This is a genomic window from Klebsiella sp. X1-16S-Nf21 (assembly GCF_002837615.1).
In the GTDB taxonomy this organism is placed as follows: Bacteria; Pseudomonadota; Gammaproteobacteria; order Enterobacterales; family Enterobacteriaceae; genus Klebsiella; species Klebsiella variicola.
This window is the reverse complement of record NZ_PJDK01000013.1, coordinates 58,396-74,470: the sequence shown is the minus strand read 5'-3', so window position 1 is coordinate 74,470 and position 16,075 is coordinate 58,396. Positions and strand designations below refer to the sequence as shown.

At 56.4% G+C, this 16,075-nt stretch carries 18 protein-coding genes; 4 read left to right on the top strand and 14 right to left on the bottom strand.

Annotated features, from left to right (window positions below):
- Positions 1–21 precede the first annotated feature (21 nt).
- Together rna and dcuC are read right to left on the bottom strand one after the other, a co-directional pair.
- Positions 22–819, bottom strand: coding sequence for a ribonuclease I (rna, locus tag CW267_RS08610; protein WP_008805624.1), 798 nt, complete (start codon positions 817–819; stop codon positions 22–24).
- Positions 820–911: 92 nt separating this feature from the next.
- Positions 912–2,285 (bottom strand): anaerobic C4-dicarboxylate transporter DcuC, encoded by a 1,374-nt coding sequence (dcuC, locus tag CW267_RS08605; RefSeq protein ID WP_008805625.1) that lies wholly within the window; start codon positions 2,283–2,285, stop codon positions 912–914.
- A gap of 332 nt (positions 2,286–2,617) precedes the next feature.
- Here dcuC and pagP point away from each other — a divergent pair, with 332 nt between their 5' ends.
- Together pagP and cspE are read left to right on the top strand one after the other, a co-directional pair.
- Positions 2,618–3,142, top strand: coding sequence for a lipid IV(A) palmitoyltransferase PagP (pagP, locus tag CW267_RS08595; RefSeq protein WP_306034378.1), 525 nt, complete (start codon positions 2,618–2,620; stop codon positions 3,140–3,142).
- Between the two features lie 194 nt (positions 3,143–3,336).
- Positions 3,337–3,546: a transcription antiterminator/RNA stability regulator CspE gene (gene cspE / locus CW267_RS08590; protein WP_012542460.1), complete on the top strand. Its 210-nt coding sequence runs from the start codon at positions 3,337–3,339 to the stop codon at positions 3,544–3,546.
- Between the two features lie 66 nt (positions 3,547–3,612).
- Here the strand turns inward: cspE and crcB are convergent, their stop codons facing one another.
- On the bottom strand, positions 3,613–3,996 hold the full coding sequence (gene crcB / locus CW267_RS08585; RefSeq protein ID WP_008805628.1) for a fluoride efflux transporter CrcB: 384 nt from the start codon (positions 3,994–3,996) through the stop codon (positions 3,613–3,615).
- Between the two features lie 89 nt (positions 3,997–4,085).
- Here crcB and CW267_RS08580 point away from each other — a divergent pair, with 89 nt between their 5' ends.
- Both CW267_RS08580 and tatE read left to right on the top strand, forming a co-directional pair.
- Entirely contained in the window at positions 4,086–4,874 is a 789-nt protein-coding gene (locus CW267_RS08580; RefSeq protein ID WP_008805629.1) for a deaminated glutathione amidase, read from the top strand.
- A gap of 244 nt (positions 4,875–5,118) precedes the next feature.
- The gene (gene tatE, locus CW267_RS08575) at positions 5,119–5,325 is read left to right on the top strand and encodes a twin-arginine translocase subunit TatE (RefSeq protein ID WP_008805630.1); all 207 of its coding nucleotides are present in this window, start codon (positions 5,119–5,121) and stop codon (positions 5,323–5,325) included.
- A 200-nt stretch (positions 5,326–5,525) separates the two neighbouring features.
- Here the strand turns inward: tatE and lipA are convergent, their stop codons facing one another.
- The 11 genes from lipA to CW267_RS08515 form a co-directional block, all read right to left on the bottom strand.
- Positions 5,526–6,491 (bottom strand): lipoyl synthase, encoded by a 966-nt coding sequence (gene lipA, locus CW267_RS08570; RefSeq protein ID WP_002894467.1) that lies wholly within the window; start codon positions 6,489–6,491, stop codon positions 5,526–5,528.
- Between the two features lie 180 nt (positions 6,492–6,671).
- On the bottom strand, positions 6,672–7,631 hold the full coding sequence (locus tag CW267_RS08565; RefSeq protein WP_012968702.1) for a YbeF family transcriptional regulator: 960 nt from the start codon (positions 7,629–7,631) through the stop codon (positions 6,672–6,674).
- A gap of 129 nt (positions 7,632–7,760) precedes the next feature.
- A complete protein-coding gene (gene lipB / locus CW267_RS08560) occupies positions 7,761–8,405 on the bottom strand; it encodes a lipoyl(octanoyl) transferase LipB (RefSeq protein WP_012542459.1) in 645 nt (214 codons plus the stop codon).
- A gap of 104 nt (positions 8,406–8,509) precedes the next feature.
- Positions 8,510–8,773, bottom strand: a complete 264-nt coding sequence (ybeD, locus tag CW267_RS08555; RefSeq protein WP_002894474.1) for a DUF493 family protein YbeD — start codon at positions 8,771–8,773, stop codon at positions 8,510–8,512.
- A 112-nt stretch (positions 8,774–8,885) separates the two neighbouring features.
- Positions 8,886–10,085 carry a D-alanyl-D-alanine carboxypeptidase DacA gene (dacA, locus tag CW267_RS08550; RefSeq protein WP_008805633.1) on the bottom strand — a complete coding sequence of 400 codons (1,200 nt, stop codon included), beginning with the start codon at positions 10,083–10,085 and terminating at the stop codon, positions 8,886–8,888.
- Positions 10,086–10,224: 139 nt separating this feature from the next.
- Complete coding sequence (gene rlpA / locus CW267_RS08545; RefSeq protein WP_040973894.1) at positions 10,225–11,382, bottom strand: endolytic peptidoglycan transglycosylase RlpA; 1,158 nt, start codon at positions 11,380–11,382, stop codon at positions 10,225–10,227.
- Positions 11,383–11,393: 11 nt separating this feature from the next.
- Positions 11,394–12,506: a peptidoglycan glycosyltransferase MrdB gene (mrdB, locus tag CW267_RS08540; protein ID WP_008805635.1), complete on the bottom strand. Its 1,113-nt coding sequence runs from the start codon at positions 12,504–12,506 to the stop codon at positions 11,394–11,396.
- Positions 12,506–14,407: a peptidoglycan DD-transpeptidase MrdA gene (gene mrdA / locus CW267_RS08535; protein WP_008805636.1), complete on the bottom strand. Its 1,902-nt coding sequence runs from the start codon at positions 14,405–14,407 to the stop codon at positions 12,506–12,508. The genes mrdB and mrdA overlap by 1 nt, the downstream gene beginning before the upstream one ends.
- A gap of 27 nt (positions 14,408–14,434) precedes the next feature.
- Positions 14,435–14,902: a 23S rRNA (pseudouridine(1915)-N(3))-methyltransferase RlmH gene (gene rlmH, locus CW267_RS08530; protein ID WP_002894620.1), complete on the bottom strand. Its 468-nt coding sequence runs from the start codon at positions 14,900–14,902 to the stop codon at positions 14,435–14,437.
- A gap of 3 nt (positions 14,903–14,905) precedes the next feature.
- A complete protein-coding gene (gene rsfS, locus CW267_RS08525) occupies positions 14,906–15,223 on the bottom strand; it encodes a ribosome silencing factor (protein ID WP_002894623.1) in 318 nt (105 codons plus the stop codon).
- A gap of 222 nt (positions 15,224–15,445) precedes the next feature.
- Positions 15,446–16,075, bottom strand: a complete 630-nt coding sequence (locus CW267_RS08515) for an adenosylcobalamin/alpha-ribazole phosphatase (RefSeq protein ID WP_032734973.1) — start codon at positions 16,073–16,075, stop codon at positions 15,446–15,448.

Below are 16,075 nucleotides of genomic sequence, written 5' to 3'. Positions count from 1 at the left end.
TGCTCAGCACGTCGCTTTGCGCTACTGACCGACCTTGTCCAGGATAAACTGGGTTCCACAGTTGCCCGGATGGGGTTGCGGCAGAAAGGCGGACGTGGCCAGCGGGGCGTTGATGGTGGCGGCGTTGAGGGAGATTTGCATCTCGGTCAGATAGGCCGGATTACCGTTACAGGTTAATTTAAACGCCTTCACGCTTTGCGGACCCCAGGCGCGGGCCACCGCGGCATCGAAGTCGGCGCGGCTGACGGTTTGACCATAATGCTTCGCGAGGAAATCGCCTACCGGGCTATGCTTAATTTCCCCATTCAGGCGCACCATGGTGCCAAAATAGCTATCGGGATCAAAGCCGAAGCAGACGCCATGTTTGGCGTATTCGTAGCGCTCCAGGCAGGAGGTGCCGCCCGAGCCCGGCATCACGTTATTGAGCTTATTGGCCATCTCCAGCGACAGCCCGGTTTCCGCCGCCTGGCATTTGCGGTTCGCTTTCACTTCCGGCATGTTGGGCACCGGGCGCGTGGCGCAGCCGTAGCGCATCCAGCGTCGTTCATCCACCCCGCGCGCGGCAATCGACTTTGGCAGCCCGGGCCACAGGCCGTGCACGGTCAGAAAGTCGGCTTTGTTCGCCGTGTCCTGCTGCAGGCGACACTCTTCCGGTTCGCTACGGTTGCGGTCAAGCATGCTCTGACAGAATCCGGTTTGCCAGGAGAGGGCAAGAACGTAGCGGTCAAAATCAGCGTATCGCGTCGCGGTGAGCGGTTCAGCGCCGGCCTGAGTGGCGGTGAGCACAAGGGCAAGCGCGGCGAAATCCTTCCTGAACATGTTTATTCCTGATTGTGGATGGCAAAAGATAACGGGGAGTTATTAAAGCATAAAAAAGGCGCCCGCTGGCGCCTTTTCGCGTGGTTAGACCATTAGTGGACTGCGCTGCCGGGCACCAGAATCTCAGTGGCGATAATCACCACCAGCAGGCCAACCATCACCGGCACGGAGGTACGTTTGACCACTTCGAACGGCGAAATTTTTGCCATCCCGGCAACGGCGACCACCACCCCGGAGACCGGCGATATCGTGCGGCCGAGGTTAGAGGCCTGCAGCATCGGAATCGACAGATAAGCCGGATTGATGCCGGAAGAGTGCGCCAGCTTGGGGATCATCTCAACGAAGGCGTAGAACGGGGCATTACCGGAACCGGTGGTCATTGCCGCCAGCATGGTCAGGATCACCAGCACCAGCATCAGAATAATACTGGCCGAGCCGAAGGAGGTGGCGATGGAGATCAGCCCATTGATAAAGCCGATGGTGCTTAGCCCCTGGGCGAAGACGCCGGCGGCGACCAGCAGCATCACTACGCCGGCGAAGGCGTCAGCCATCCCGCGGTAGGCGACTTCCAGCCCGCTGAAGACGTTTTTGGTGTTAAACCCGCGCAGGAACTCAAGGATCGCCGCCAGCAGCATGCAGCCGACGAGGATGGTGATAATGTGCAGTTCCGGTCCCCATTTACCATCAAAGATCAGCACGCCGATGATCGGGGTAAACGGCAGAATGGCGTACAGCGCCGGGGCGGTGGTGGTGATGTCGTTGACATCCAGCATTTCGTGGGAAATGTTCTCTTTTTTATCCAGGTAACGCTGCCAGAAGAAATGGGCGATTGCCATGCAGATAATGGCCGCGATGGAGATGGGCAGCGTGGTCTTGAAGGCAAAGTCGATCAGCGGCATTTCTGCGGCTTTAGCCGCCAGTACAACATCGCCAGAGGTAGGCGAGAGGATAATGGCCGCCGGTGAAGCGCAGATGGCTGCCGCCGCCCCGCGACTGATACCGACGTTCACCATCACCGGGAACAGCGTCGCCATCAGCAGCACGCCAAGGCCGGTCGCAGAGGAGACCGCCAGCGACATCAGGCAGGCGACAAAGTAGGCGGCAATCATCAGCAGATAGGGCGAATTAATATAGCGCAGCGGCTTTGATGCTAATTTCACCACCATATCATTGGCGCCAATATGGGTCATGTAGGTGGCGAAGCCGCACAGCATCATAATCATCATACCCAGATCGCCACCGCGGCTCATGAGTAGAATCTTAATGTATTCAATAATATCGGTGGCAGAATAACCGGTGCTGTCGGTATTGCCCGGCAAGACTTTATGCCCCAGCAGGGCGCTGACGATCAATAAGATTAAGCCCCCGACGAACAGCACCCCGGTGGCCGAGTAGCCCTTAATGATATAGCGGGCGACGCCCACAATGACCACAATCCCGATCAGGATCTCAACAAACGTCAGCATTTATTACCCCTAAGCCCAAAGAATATGTAGATAAAAAGCGTCATGCCAAATTTTAATGTGCGAATGTGCCGAAAAAACGGACAAAACTCGCTGATGCAAATCAATAAAGCGATAAGAACTACGCGTCACCCGTCTCGCCTGGATATAATCACCAGATGGATAGTTAAAAGGTTCTGATGGTCACCGGGCAAAAATCAGGAGTTTGCCTTATTTCGTTCAACCTGTATTGAGACTATCTTTGCTATTTTAGGCGGCTTTTAAATGAAAGTGGTAATGGAAAAGTGTTGATGTTACGTCGTTTTTCTCTGTTTTCTCTTGGTTTTTTTGGATGGTTGTTGGTATCCGTAAACGCCAGCGCGTCGTTTTCATCGACCCTCAGCGAAGGTTACCAGACCTTAAGTAATAACGTCGCGCAGACCTGGAATGAGCCGGAGCACTATGACTTGTACGTTCCAGCCATTACCTGGCACGCGCGGTTTGCCTATGATAAGGAAAAGACGGATAAGTATAACGAACGCCCCTGGGGCGCGGGTTTTGGCGTCTCGCGCTGGGATGAGAAGGGAAACTGGCACGGTCTGTACCTGATGGCGTTTAAAGATTCTTTCAATAAATGGGAGCCTATCGGCGGCTACGGCTGGGAGAAAACCTGGCGCCCGCTGACCGACCAGAACTTCCACCTTGGACTCGGCTATACCCTTGGCGTGACGGCGCGCGATAACTGGGACTACATCCCCATTCCGGTGATCTTACCATTGGCGTCAATAGGTTACGGTCCGGCGACTTTCCAGATGACCTATATTCCCGGCACCTACAATAACGGTAACGTTTACTTCGCCTGGGCTCGTATACAGTTTTAATTCGCTAAGTCTTAGCAATAAATGAGATAAGCGGTGTGTCTTGTGGAAAAACAAGGACTAAAGCGTTACCCACTAAAAAAGATAGCGACTTTTATCACTTTTTAGCAAAGTTGCACTGGACAAAAGGTACCACAATTGGTGTACTGATACTCGACACAGCATTAGTGTCGATTTTTCATATAAAGGTAATTTTGATGTCTAAGATTAAAGGTAACGTTAAGTGGTTTAATGAGTCCAAAGGATTCGGTTTCATTACTCCGGAAGATGGCAGCAAAGATGTATTCGTACACTTCTCTGCAATCCAGTCCAACGGTTTCAAAACTCTGGCTGAAGGTCAGCGTGTAGAGTTCGAAATCACTAACGGTGCCAAAGGCCCTTCTGCTGCAAACGTAATGGCTATCTAACCAACACGTCAGTAGAATATAAAAACCCGCTTAACGCGGGTTTTTTTTTGCCTGTTTTTCAGATCGTTAACGGCTGGCGGCCTGCGAGAAAAGCCAGAAGGCGACGGCCGTCATGGCAAACGAACCCAGCAAATTCACCATCACGTTGAGGAGTGCCCAGCTCACCCGCCCCTGCTGCAGGAGAAAGACCACTTCCGCCGAGAAGGTGGAGAAGGTGGTCAACCCGCCGCAGAACCCGGTGGTGATCAGGAGCTTCCACATCGGGTCAATATCCGTCAGACGGTTAAACCACGCCAGCCCGGCACCAATCACAAAGGCGCCTACCAGGTTGGCCGTCAATGTCCCAATCGGGATAGCATGATGCACAGGGTTGAGCTTCATGCCGAGCCACCAGCGCAATACGCTGCCGGTGCCACCGCCAATAAAAACGGCGCAAAGAAGTTGAAACACGGTTGTTTCCTGCTATTTGATATAAGAGAACCTCAAGTGTAGCGCGCGACGGGCGCGATTGGCTATTCATAACCTGACCGGAGAAAAACATGCGGGTAGCGGCAGGACAATTTGCCGTCACGCCAGTATGGCGGACGAATGCGCAGACCTGTGTGACGATGATGCAACAGGCTGCGCGTGAAGGGGCGGCGCTGCTGGTGCTGCCAGAGGCGTTACTGGCGCGAGATGACAACGACCCGGATATGTCAGTGAAATCGGCTCAGCCGCTGGATGGGGCGTTTTTGCAGTTGCTGCTGGCTGAGAGCGGGCGTAACCGTTTGACCACGGTCCTGACGCTGCATGTGCCGTCGGCAGAAGGCCGTGCGACCAATACGCTGGTGGTCTTGCGGGATGGCGAAGTAATAGCCCATTATCACAAACTGCATTTATACGACGCCTTCGCAATGCAGGAGTCGCGGCGGGTGGATCCTGGCCAGCAGATCCCGCCGGTAATTGAAGTGGCGGGGTTACGCGTTGGCCTGATGACCTGCTACGATCTTCGCTTCCCGGAACTGGCCCTATCGCTGGCGCTGAACGGAGCTGAGCTGCTGGTACTGCCCACCGCATGGGTGAGAGGGCCACAGAAAGAGCACCACTGGGCGACGCTGTTGGCGGCGCGCGCGCTCGATACGACCTGCTATATCGTGGCGGCAGGCGAATGCGGGACGCGGAATATTGGTCAGAGCCGCATTGTTGACCCGCTGGGAACGACGCTGGCGGGGGCCGGGAGCGAACCGCAGCTGATCTTTGCCGATGTCTCCGCCGAGCACCTTGCGCGGGTTCGCGAGCGTTTGCCGGTACTGCAGAACCGACGATTTGCGCCACCGCAATTATTGTGATGTTTTTTTAAACAGGGCTTGATTCACCTTGTTACAGATTGCTATTGTGTCCGCGCGTCAAATACCCGTATTGTTTATCCTAATAATTCGCTGTGCACGTCAGGACGGACACCCCTGCGCTAACTCCTTCAGGGGGAAGGCTCTGGGCCGAATCACGCAGCCCACGCACAGGTGGATTACAATATGACGGATAAATGCGTGTATGATGGCGTATTCGCAGCTTGTATAGAGAAGAAGGTTAGCTATGGGTGAGATTAGTATTACCAAACTGCTGGTAGTCGCAGCACTGATTATCTTAGTGTTTGGTACCAAGAAATTACGTACGCTGGGCGGCGACCTGGGTTCGGCTATCAAGGGCTTTAAAAAGGCCATGAACGAGGATGACGATAGCGCGAAGAAAGCCACCGTGGAAGAAGAAGCGCCGGCGCAGAAGATCTCTCATAAAGAGTAATTGATCCGATGCGTCCCCCCGGAGGGATGCTGGCGGAACGGCGAAGAGGCCGCGACGAATATCGTTGCGGCCTTTGTCGTTTTTGGCGATGCCGCGCAGAAAAGATGCAACGAACTGTTACGAAAACGCGAAGCAGAGGAAGCAGAGGAAGCGGAGAGGGGCCGCTGCGGCGAAAAGGCGCGCAGCGGCAGAAGCGGCAGTTACTTCACTTCCATTCCTTTAGCCTGCAGGTCGGCATGATAGGAAGAGCGAACGAAGGGACCACAGGCGGCGTGGGTGAAGCCCATCGCCATCGCTTCCGCTTTCATCTCTTCGAACTCTTCCGGGCTGACGTAGCGCTGTACTGGCAGGTGGTGACGGCTCGGCTGCAGATACTGGCCTAACGTCAGCATGGTGACGCCATGGCGACGCAGGTCACGCATGACTTCGATGATCTCGTCGTTGGTTTCGCCCAGACCGACCATCAGGCCAGATTTCGTCGGGATCTCCGGATGCGCTTCTTTAAAACGCTCCAGCAGCTTCAGCGACCAGTTGTAATCCGCGCCCGGACGCACCTGACGATAGAGACGAGGTACGTTTTCGAGGTTATGGTTGAAGACATCCGGCGGGGTTACCGTCAGAATATCAAGCGCGCGATCCATGCGGCCGCGGAAATCCGGAACCAGCGTTTCGATCTTAATCGACGGGTTTTTCTCGCGAATGGCGCTGATGCAGTCGGCAAAATGCTGTGCGCCGCCATCACGCAGGTCGTCACGGTCCACTGAAGTGACCACGACGTAGCGCAGACCCATATCAGCGATGGTTTGCGCCAGCTTCTGTGGTTCGTTCGCATCTGGTGCAACCGGGCGCCCGTGCGCGACATCGCAGAACGGGCAGCGACGGGTACAGATCGCGCCGAGGATCATAAAGGTCGCGGTACCGTGGTTGAAGCATTCTGCAAGGTTCGGGCAGGAGGCTTCTTCACACACGGAGTGCAGGCCGTTCTTACGCATCGCTGCTTTGATACCCTGGATACGGGACGAATCTGCCGGAAGTTTGATTTTCATCCATTCCGGTTTTCTGAGCAGAGCTTCACGCTCAGTTGCCACGTTTTTCACCGGGATAAGGGCCATTTTATCGGCGTCGCGGTACTTAACACCGCGTTCCATCACAATGGGTTTACTCATAGCGTGCGTGTTCCAGTTGCGAGTCACGAAGGAAAGCGAATTAATTCAATGAAATGTTGCAATTATCAACTATTTTTGAATCAAGAGCAGGCAGTATACCATTGAAAAGGGGCAGAAAGCAGCCTGCCTGCCTCGCAAATTGTAAAATAGTTGTTGTTTTATCCTTTTTCTTTCCGTGCGCTACGCCTTAAACGCCTGGATTACCGTCTCGATAATTTCTTTCAGCAATGGCTCCTTCCCGCTTTGCTTATTGTAGTGCAGCGCAACATTAATTTTTTCGTCCTGCAGGGAGTGAAAATCCAGGGTTTGCAGTGGCCAAAGCCGGGATACCATGGCGAACAGGCGCTCGGTGGTCAGCCCCAGCATGTCGCTCTCGGCGATCATGGCTGCCTGGGTCAGCAGGTTAAAGGTGCTGAATCCGCAGCGTCGTTCGCCCATCTCTTCCTGCAGGCGGCGGTGAAGGGTGGGGTAGCGCTGGCCTTCCGGAAGCAGCAGCGCAAATTCATACTGAGCGAGATGGGCTTCATCCTGTGGGCCATGCAGCGCGGGGTGCTCGGCACGGCAGTACATCCGTACCCGATCCTGGTACAGCACATGATGGCTTATCGCCTGGCCGCTGTGCAGATGAGTGTCAATTAACAGATCCACCTGGCGCTGGTCGAGCTGCCGCGCGGCGTCGGTGATGGCGATGTTGTGCAACAGGATCTGCGGAAAGGCCGGTTTTAGCGCACTGGCCACGATGGGTATCAGTAGCGCCCCCATGCCTGGCGTGGTGGCGATAGTGATCACCCGCTGCTGGTGGGGGCTACCGGCGATATCCAGCGCACTGAGGAAAGCCTCCATACCCCGGCTGATGTACTGATGAAGATGGGTAGCATACGCGGTGGGCATCACACCTTGCCCCTTGCGGATAAACAGCGGGTCAGGAAAAAGCGCCCGCAGTTTGTTAATCGACTGGCTAATAGCCGATGGCGTGATATTCAGTATCTTAGCGGCGTTGACGATGCCTTTATGGACGTAAACGGCTTCGAAGATGGTTAACAGGTTGAGGTCAATATTGCGCAGGATGCGAAACATCTGGCGGTCATAACGTTCATCCTGTCGTTCAGGGGATTCTGACGGAGACGTATTCTCTGGCACGCGATGAGTCCGGTTGGGAATGATAGGGCAAGTATAGCGGCACACCACATCCCGTACGTGACAATTGATTGCAAAAATAATGTGTTAATCGTTTAGCGCCCCGCCGCCTGCGGGGCGCTGATCTACCGTTTACTGCTGGGGGAGATATTCGTGCGGGGGATGGTTCAGCAGCGCCAGCAGATTGGCGACCAGCCGCGGGGCGACCGTCTCTGGAGTCACCTCTGGCTGCCACTGGCGCATTTGCGTCATCTCCATGCCGGCATAGCCGCAGGGATTGATGCGCAGAAATGGCGCGAGATCCATCGCGATATTGAGCGCCAGACCGTGGAAAGAGCACCCTTTGCGGATCCGCAGTCCCAGTGAGCAGATTTTGCGATCGCCGACGTAGACCCCTGGGGCATCGGCGCGGGGATGCGATTCGATGCCATACTCGGCCAGGGTATTAACGACCGTTTGCTCCAGCAGCGTCACCAGCTCGCGCACACCCAGCTTGCGGCGTTTAAGGTTCAACAGAACATACATTACCTGCTGTCCTGGACCGTGATAGGTCACCTGGCCGCCGCGATCGCTCTGGATCACCGGAATATCGCCGGGCACCAGCACGTGTTCCGCTTTGCCTGCCTGGCCCTGAGTGAAGACCGGGTGATGTTCCACCAGCCAGATCTCGTCGAGGGTGTCTTCATCGCGGGCGTCGGTGAATTCATGCATCGCCTGCGAGATGGGTTCGTATGGTTGCAGGCCAAGCTGCCGGATAAGAATTTTATTGTGCTGCAAAACAACATCTCCGCCGGGAAGAGAGGACTCAGGGCGGGGAGTATATCACAGCAGGGCGGAAGGGGATGAAAGGACCCGGCACGGCGGCCGGGTCGGGGAAAAGGTTACAGCACCATCCGTACGATATCGATATTGCCTAACTCTTCGTACAGCGTTTCCACCTGCTCAATGTGGGTGGCGTTGATGGTGATGGAGACCGAGTGGTAGTTACCTTTGCTGCTCGGTTTTACTGACGGCGAGTAATCACCAGGCGCATGGCGCTGTACCACTTCCACCACCTGATCAACCAGCTCCGGCAACGCCTGTCCCATTACTTTGTAAGTAAAGGGGGTAGGGAATTCCAGCAGTTCGTTAAGTTTGGTTTTCATGTCAGCTCCGGTGTTACGACAAAATAATAACTCCCACCAAGGGCGGGAGTTATCAGGTTACTTGGATAAATAGTATATGGGGATGGAAATCACACTTTCAAGTGTTCGATTTTTAACCAAACCAGTGGTGGAACATTAACTTAATGTAATCAATAATTTTGCCAAAGAAATTCCCTTCCGGGATTTCCTGCAGCACCACCAGCGGGCGCTGATCGATAGTTTTACCATCTAACTGGAAGTTGATGGTGCCGACCACCTGGTTTTTCTGCAGCGGGGCGTGCAGTTCAGTGTTATTCAGCACATAGCTGGCTTTCAGATCTTTCATCCGGCCACGCGGGATGGTCAGGTAGACATCTTTATCCACCCCCAGCGAGGCGCGATCGCTGTCACCGAACCAGGCCGGTTCGGAAGCAAACTCTTTGCCGGCTTTGATCGGGTTGACGGTTTCAAAGAAGCGGAAGCCCCAGGTCAGCAGTTTTTTGCTTTCCGACTCACGACCTTTGAAAGTACGTCCGCCCATCACCGCCGAGATAAGACGCATCTGGCCTTCGGTGGCAGAGGCGACGAGGTTGTAGCCCGCTTTGTCGGTATGACCCGTTTTGATGCCGTCGACGTTCAGGCTGTTATCCCACAGCAGGCCGTTACGGTTCAGCTGGCGGATGCCGTTGAAAGTGAACTCTTTCTCACGATAGATAGAGTACTCGTTCGGCACATCGCGGATCAGCGCCTGGCCAATCAGCGCCATGTCGCGCGCGGAACTGTACTGTCCGTCAGCATCGAGGCCGTGAACGGTCTGGAAATGGGTGTTTTTCAGGCCCAGGGCGTTAACATAGTTGTTCATCAGGCTGACGAAGGCGTCCTGGCTACCGGCAACATAGTCGGCCATGGCCACGCAGGCATCGTTACCCGACTGCAGGTTGATACCCCGGATCAGCTGCGAAACCGGAACCTGCATCCCCGGCTTGAGGAACATCAGAGAAGAGCCTTTGAAAACCGGGTTGCCGGTGGCCCAGGCATCGTTGCCGACAGTGACCAGATCGGACTCTTTGAATTTACCCGCTTTCATCGCCTGACCGATGACATAGCTGGTCATCATTTTGGTCAGACTGGCCGGGTCGCGACGGGAGTCGGCGTTATTTTCCGCCAGCACTTTGCCGGAGTTGTAATCAATAAGCACCCAGGATTCGGCGTCAATCTGCGGGGCGCCTGGGATCATCGTTTTGATATTCAGGTCATCGGCGCGGGCAGCGGAGGAGAGCGCTGCAACGGAGAGCGCCGTGATGAGTAAACGAGCGGTGAAAGAGGTCTTCATGGTCAGAACAACGGCATCCGTGATGGAGTTAAAAAAAGTGCCTTACTATAGCAAATGCTCTGCGGGCCAGCATCCGACATTGCGCATGAGTTTGTTAATGACTTTTACATGCGCAAGGTGAACGGGCTGCCCGCGGCGTTTAGTTGGCGCGAGTAATAAAGGACTGCAGCTGCGCTTCGCTTTGCAGGCGCTGCTGAACGGCGCTGGCCTGCGCCTTATCAGCAAACGGGCCCAGCTGAATACGCCATACCGCGCCGTTTTGCGTGACCCGGCCTGGCACCGAGAACTGCTGGCTCAGGCGCTGCTGATACTGCTGCGCCCGCGCCTGGTCGCTCACTGCGCCAACCTGGACGACAAAATTACCGCTGGCGCTGGAGGTGGCGGTAGAGGAGGCGGCAACGGCGCTGGCGGTCGCGGCAGTGGCCGCTGTCGCCGCTACGCTACCCTGGATGGAGCCTGGCGCGGTGACGGGAGCCGTTTGCGTCGCGACGGCAGCAGCAGGGGCCGCAGTGGCGGCGGTCGTGGCTGCCGGCTCGCTACTCTCCAGCACGCCGCTGTTCAGCGGCGTCGGGGCGCCGAGGAAACCGCCGCTGTTCACCGGCGCGCCGACGCTGTCTTCCGGCTTCAGCGTGCTGTTGCTGATCGGGCGAACGTCGGCAGGCGCAGGCTGGTTCATACCTGTGGTGTCACCGCCGTCCAGATTCGGTCGGGCGGGCAGGGCGTACGTCTGTTTGGCGACGGTGGTGCAGGCCATTCCCGGACCGGAAAGCGAACCGTCAGGCGCAACGATGATGGGGTCGATACGCACCTTGGTGTTGTTCGAGGTGTTCAGACGGTCAGCAGACGCACGGGAGAGCGAGATAACGCGATCGTTACCATACGGGCCGCGATCGTTAATCCGCACGACGATCATGCGGCCGTTAGCGAGGTTGGTGATCCGCGCATAGCTCGGGATTGGCAGCGTGGGGTGCGCCGCGGTCAACTGGGTCGGATCGAAGGTTTCGCCGCTGGCGGTCAGGTTACTGTTAGGTTCCGCGTCATAGATCGCCGCAAAACCAGCCTGCGTAAAGTTGGCCGGATCCTGAACGATTTTATAGCTTTTACCGTCGCGCTCATAATCCTGATTCGCCGTGGCGTTCGGCGTTTCATACTGCGGATCGGCGCCGCTGATCTCAACCGTCGGGCCATTACAGACGGCCGGCTGTGGAGTACTGACCGTTTTTTGTTGCACGTCATCACTCGAACATGCCGCCAGCAGCCCCGCTGCTATGCAGATCCCCAGCCATTGCTTACGCATTGCAAACCCCTTTAAACGCTTTTCGACAACATTTTTCTGTGGGTATGGATCGACATCACGATACCAAACCCGGCCATCAATACGATCAGGGCGGAGCCCCCGTAGCTCACCAGCGGCAACGGTACGCCCACCACCGGTAAAATACCACTCACCATACCAATATTTACGAAGACATAAACGAATAAAATCAACATTAAACCACCGGCCATGACCCGGCCAAAGGTGGTTTGCGCCTGGGCGGCGATCCACAGCCCGCGCATGATCAGCAGAATATAGAGCGCCAGCAGGATCAGCACACCAATCAGCCCCAGCTCTTCGGCCAGCACGGCGAAGATAAAGTCGGTGTGGCGTTCCGGCAGGAACTCCAGCTGCGACTGCGTGCCGTGCAGCCAGCCTTTGCCGCGCAGACCGCCGGAGCCAATGGCAATTTTAGACTGAATAATGTGATAGCCGGCGCCCAGCGGGTCGGTTTCCGGGTCGAGGAGCATCATCACGCGCTGGCGCTGATAGTCATGCATCAGGAAGAACCACAGGATCGGTATAAAGGCGGCGACCAGCACCACGGCGATACCGATAAGACGCCAGCTTAGACCGGAAAGGAACAGCACAAACAGCCCGGAGAGGGCGATCAGAATCGAGGTGCCGAGGTCGGGCTGCGCTGCCACCAGCAGGGTCGGCAGGAAGATCAGCACCAGCGCAATCGCGGTGTTCTTCAGCGACGGCGGACAGACGTCGCGGTTAATAAAGCGCGCGACCATCAGCGGCACGGCGATTTTCGCTATCTCCGACGGCTGAAAGCGGACGATACCGAGATCCAGCCAGCGCTGCGCCCCTTTGGAGATAGCGCCGAAAGCATCAACGGCCACCAGCAGAATAATACAGAAAATATAAAGATAGGGCGCCCAGCCTTCATAGACCCGCGGTGGGATCTGCGCCATGACGATCATGATCACCACGCCCATGGCGATCTGGCCGATTTTACGTTCCATCATGCCGACGTCCTGACCGCTGGCGCTCCAGATAACCAGCGCGCTGTAGGTCAGTAGCGCCAGCAGGATCAGCAGCATGGTGGGGTCAAGATGGATTTTATCCCACAGCGATTTTTTGTTCGGATTATCCGTCATTATTGATCCTCCCCTGCGGTGACCGCCGGGTTTTCGCTTGGCAGCGTGGTGTTGTTATCGCCCAGCATAATGTGATCAAGGATTTGTCGCATAATGGTGCCGACCGCCGGGCCGGCGCCGCCGTTTTCCAGGATCATCGCCACGGCAACCTGAGGGTTGTTATAAGGCGCAAACGCCGTCATCAGTTTATGGTCGCGCAGACGTTCAGAGATGCGGTGCGCGTTATAGGTTTCGTTGGCCTTCAGGCCGAACACCTGGGCGGTACCGGACTTGGCCGCGATCTTATACGGCGCGCTGGCGAAATATTTGTGCGCGGTGCCGTTGCCGCGGTTGGCCACGCCGAACATGCCGTCTTTGGCGATTTCCCAGTAGCCGGAATGGATGTCGCCCACCGGCGGCTCATGCGGCTGAACCCACGGAACGGGCTTGCCGTCTTCCACGGTGCTTTGCAGCAGGTGCGGCACTTTCACCACCCCGTCGTTAATCAGGATCATCAGCGCCTTGTTCATCTGGATGGGGGTGGCAGTCCAGTACCCCTGACCGATGCCCACCGGAATGGTGTCCCCCTGGTACCAGGGTTTCTTGAAGCGCTTGAGCTTCCATTCGCGGGTTGGCATGTTGCCCGAGCGCTCTTCAGAAAGGTCGATACCGGTGTAGTGGCCGTAGCCAAACTTGCTCATCCACTCAGAGAGGCGATCGATGCCCATGTCATAGGCGACCTGATAGAAATAGGTATCCGCAGACTCCTCCAGCGCTTTGGTGACGTTCAGGTGGCCGTGGCCCCATTTTTTCCAGTCACGATAGCGTTTATCGGAGCCAGGCAGCTGCCACCAGCCTGGGTCGAACAGGCTGGTATTGCGGGTGATCACCCCGGCGCTCAGCGCCGAGACGGCGACGTACGGTTTTACTGTTGACGCCGGCGGGTAGACCCCCTGCGTCGCGCGGTTGACCAGCGGCGTGTTCGGATCGTTGAGCAGGCCGGAGTAATCTTTACTGGAGATGCCGTCGACGAACAGGTTCGGGTCATAGCTTGGCGTAGATACCAGCGCCAGAACGGCGCCGGTACGCGGATCGGTGACCACCACGGCGGCACGGCTACCGGCCAGCAGGGTTTCGATATACTGCTGCAGCTTGAGATCGAGAGTGAGGTAGATATCGCGTCCGGCCTGCGGCGGCACCTCTTTCAGTTGTCGAATGACGCGGCCGCGGTTGTTCACTTCAACCTCTTCGTAGCCGGTCTGACCGTGCAGGACATCCTCATAATAACGCTCAATACCCAGCTTACCGATGTCGTGGGTCGAGGCGTAGTTAGCCAGCTTGCCTTCTTTGTCGAGGCGGTCGACGTCTTTATCGTTAATTTTTGAGACGTAGCCAATGACGTGCGTCAGCGCCGAGTTATAGGGATAATAACGACGCTTGTAGCCTTTGACTTCCACGCCGGGAAAGCGGTACTGGTTGACGGCAAAGCGGGCAACCTGCACTTCACTGAGGTTGACCTTTACCGGAATCGAGGTAAAGCGATGGGAGCGTGCGCGCTCCTTTTTGAAGCCGGCGATATCATCGTCGGTTAAATCGACGACGTCACGCAGCGCATCCAGCGTCTGCTGCACGTTATCGACTTTCTCCGGCATCATCTCCAGCTGATAAATGGTGCGGTTAAGCGCCAGCGGGGTGCCGTTGCGATCGTAAATAATGCCGCGGCTCGGCGGGATCGGTACCAGCTTGATGCGGTTTTCGTTCGAACGCGTCTGATAGTCATTGAAGCGAACGATTTGCACATTGTACAGGTTGGCGACCAGAACGCCGGTAAGCAGCAAAATCCCCAAAAAAGCGACCAGCGCCCGGCGCACGAACAGCGAGGATTCAGCCGTATAGTCGCGGAAAGAATTCTGTAATTTCATTCGCTGCTTAGTCTACCCTGATCATCATTACTCACGGTGGTACGGGTGGTTGGTGGTTATGCTCCACGCCCGATACAGACTCTCGGCCACCAGTACGCGCACCAGCGGGTGAGGTAAGGTGAGGGTGGAGAGCGACCAACTCTGTTCCGCCGCTGCTTTACAGGCTGGAGAGAGGCCTTCCGGGCCGCCTACCAGCAAACTGACGTCGCGCCCGTCCTGTTTCCAGCGTTCCAGTTCGCGCGCCAGCTGCGGCGTATCCCATGGTTTTCCCGGAATATCCAGGGTCACGATACGGTTCTTACCGGCAGCGGCCAACATCATCTCGCCCTCTTTTTCGAGGATGCGCTTGATATCGGCGTTCTTGCCGCGTTTACCGGCGGGGATCTCCACCAGTTCAAACGGCATATCTTTGGGAAAACGGCGCAGATACTCGCTAAAGCCGGTCTGTACCCAGTCCGGCATTTTGGTGCCAACGGCCACCAGCTGCAACTTCACGCATTAACTCCAGAGTTTTTCCAGCTCGTACAGACGACGGCTCTCTTCCTGCATGACGTGAACCATCACGTCGCCGAGGTCGACGACGATCCAGTCGGCGGCGGCTTCCCCTTCAACGCCCAGCGGCAGCATGCCGGCGGCGCGGGATTCCTGAACCACGTGGTCGGCGATGGACATCACGTGACGGGTAGAGGTGCCGGTGCAGATAATCATGCAATCGGTGATGCTGGATTTGCCATGTACATCAATGGCGACGATGTCCTGACCTTTCAGGTCATCAATTTTGTCGATAACAAAATCCTGGAGTGCTTTACCCTGCAAGTGTTCCCCCTGGGTGCATGAAGATTGATAATGATAAAGAGCCTGACAGTATACCTGAACTGATGAAAAAGTCGGGTGAAATGTCTGTCGGCAGGCGTTCGTGGCGGGGTATCATCCCATCCCTCGCCGCGGATTGCATCGCCATTTTTGTAAAACAATTTCTGCAAACATGCTGTGGCGGATGCTGCCCGGCAGCGGAGAATAGCAGCCTGCTGTGGCCTGTCAATGGTCTGGCGGGAATTCTTCTTGCGGCTGCCAGACGGCCTGGCTATTTAATACGCGCAGGGTGGTGAAATCGTCGCGCATATCGAGGAGGCTCCAGGCGCCATGGGCAATCGGGAAATGCCACATCGCCGCCGCGGGCATCTGCAACAGCAGGGCCGTCAGCAGGCTCAGGACGCCCTGATGGCCGACAATCAGCAGGTGGTCAAGATGGCGGCAGTCGGCCAGCGTTGTGGTGAATTCGCTGACGCGGCGGGCAAAATTCTGAAAGCTTTCGCCATTGGTGGGGGCCGCGTGCTGCCAGTCAGCACACCACGCGGCATAGTTTTCCGCATCCTCTCGCTGAAGGTCGCGATGATGACGCATCTCCCAGTCGCCGAAAAACATTTCATTGAGCGTGGCATGGCACTCACGTGGGATATGGCGATCGCCAAGCAGCAGATCGGCCGTTGTCCCGGTTCTCGCCAGCTCGCTACAGATGACTTTGTCGAAAGGTACTGCCCGCAGCCGTTCGCCGAGCGCTCGCGCCTGGGCGACGCCGCGCGGCGTCAGAGGAGTGGGGGCGTGGCCGCTGTATAACCCGGCAACGTTGGCTTCGGTTTCGCCGTGGCGAACTAACCATAATTTCAT

Bases quoted from the DNA above. Each gene is read 5' to 3' on its own strand.
- ybeD (WP_002894474.1), bottom strand. From the start codon at position 8,773: ATGAAAACCAAACTTAACGAACTGCTGGAATTCCCTACCCCCTTTACT.
- mrdB (WP_008805635.1), bottom strand. From the start codon at position 12,506: ATGACGGATAATCCGAACAAAAAATCGCTGTGGGATAAAATCCATCTT.
- lipA (WP_002894467.1), bottom strand. From the start codon at position 6,491: ATGAGTAAACCCATTGTGATGGAACGCGGTGTTAAGTACCGCGACGCC.
- cspE (WP_012542460.1), top strand. From the start codon at position 3,337: ATGTCTAAGATTAAAGGTAACGTTAAGTGGTTTAATGAGTCCAAAGGA.
- mrdA (WP_008805636.1), bottom strand. From the start codon at position 14,407: ATGAAATTACAGAATTCTTTCCGCGACTATACGGCTGAATCCTCGCTG.
- tatE (WP_008805630.1), top strand. From the start codon at position 5,119: ATGGGTGAGATTAGTATTACCAAACTGCTGGTAGTCGCAGCACTGATT.
- rna (WP_008805624.1), bottom strand. From the start codon at position 819: ATGTTCAGGAAGGATTTCGCCGCGCTTGCCCTTGTGCTCACCGCCACT.
- dcuC (WP_008805625.1), bottom strand. From the start codon at position 2,285: ATGCTGACGTTTGTTGAGATCCTGATCGGGATTGTGGTCATTGTGGGC.
- CW267_RS08580 (WP_008805629.1), top strand. From the start codon at position 4,086: ATGCGGGTAGCGGCAGGACAATTTGCCGTCACGCCAGTATGGCGGACG.
- CW267_RS08515 (WP_032734973.1), bottom strand. From the start codon at position 16,075: ATGAAATTATGGTTAGTTCGCCACGGCGAAACCGAAGCCAACGTTGCC.
- dacA (WP_008805633.1), bottom strand. From the start codon at position 10,085: ATGAAGACCTCTTTCACCGCTCGTTTACTCATCACGGCGCTCTCCGTT.
- rlpA (WP_040973894.1), bottom strand. From the start codon at position 11,382: ATGCGTAAGCAATGGCTGGGGATCTGCATAGCAGCGGGGCTGCTGGCG.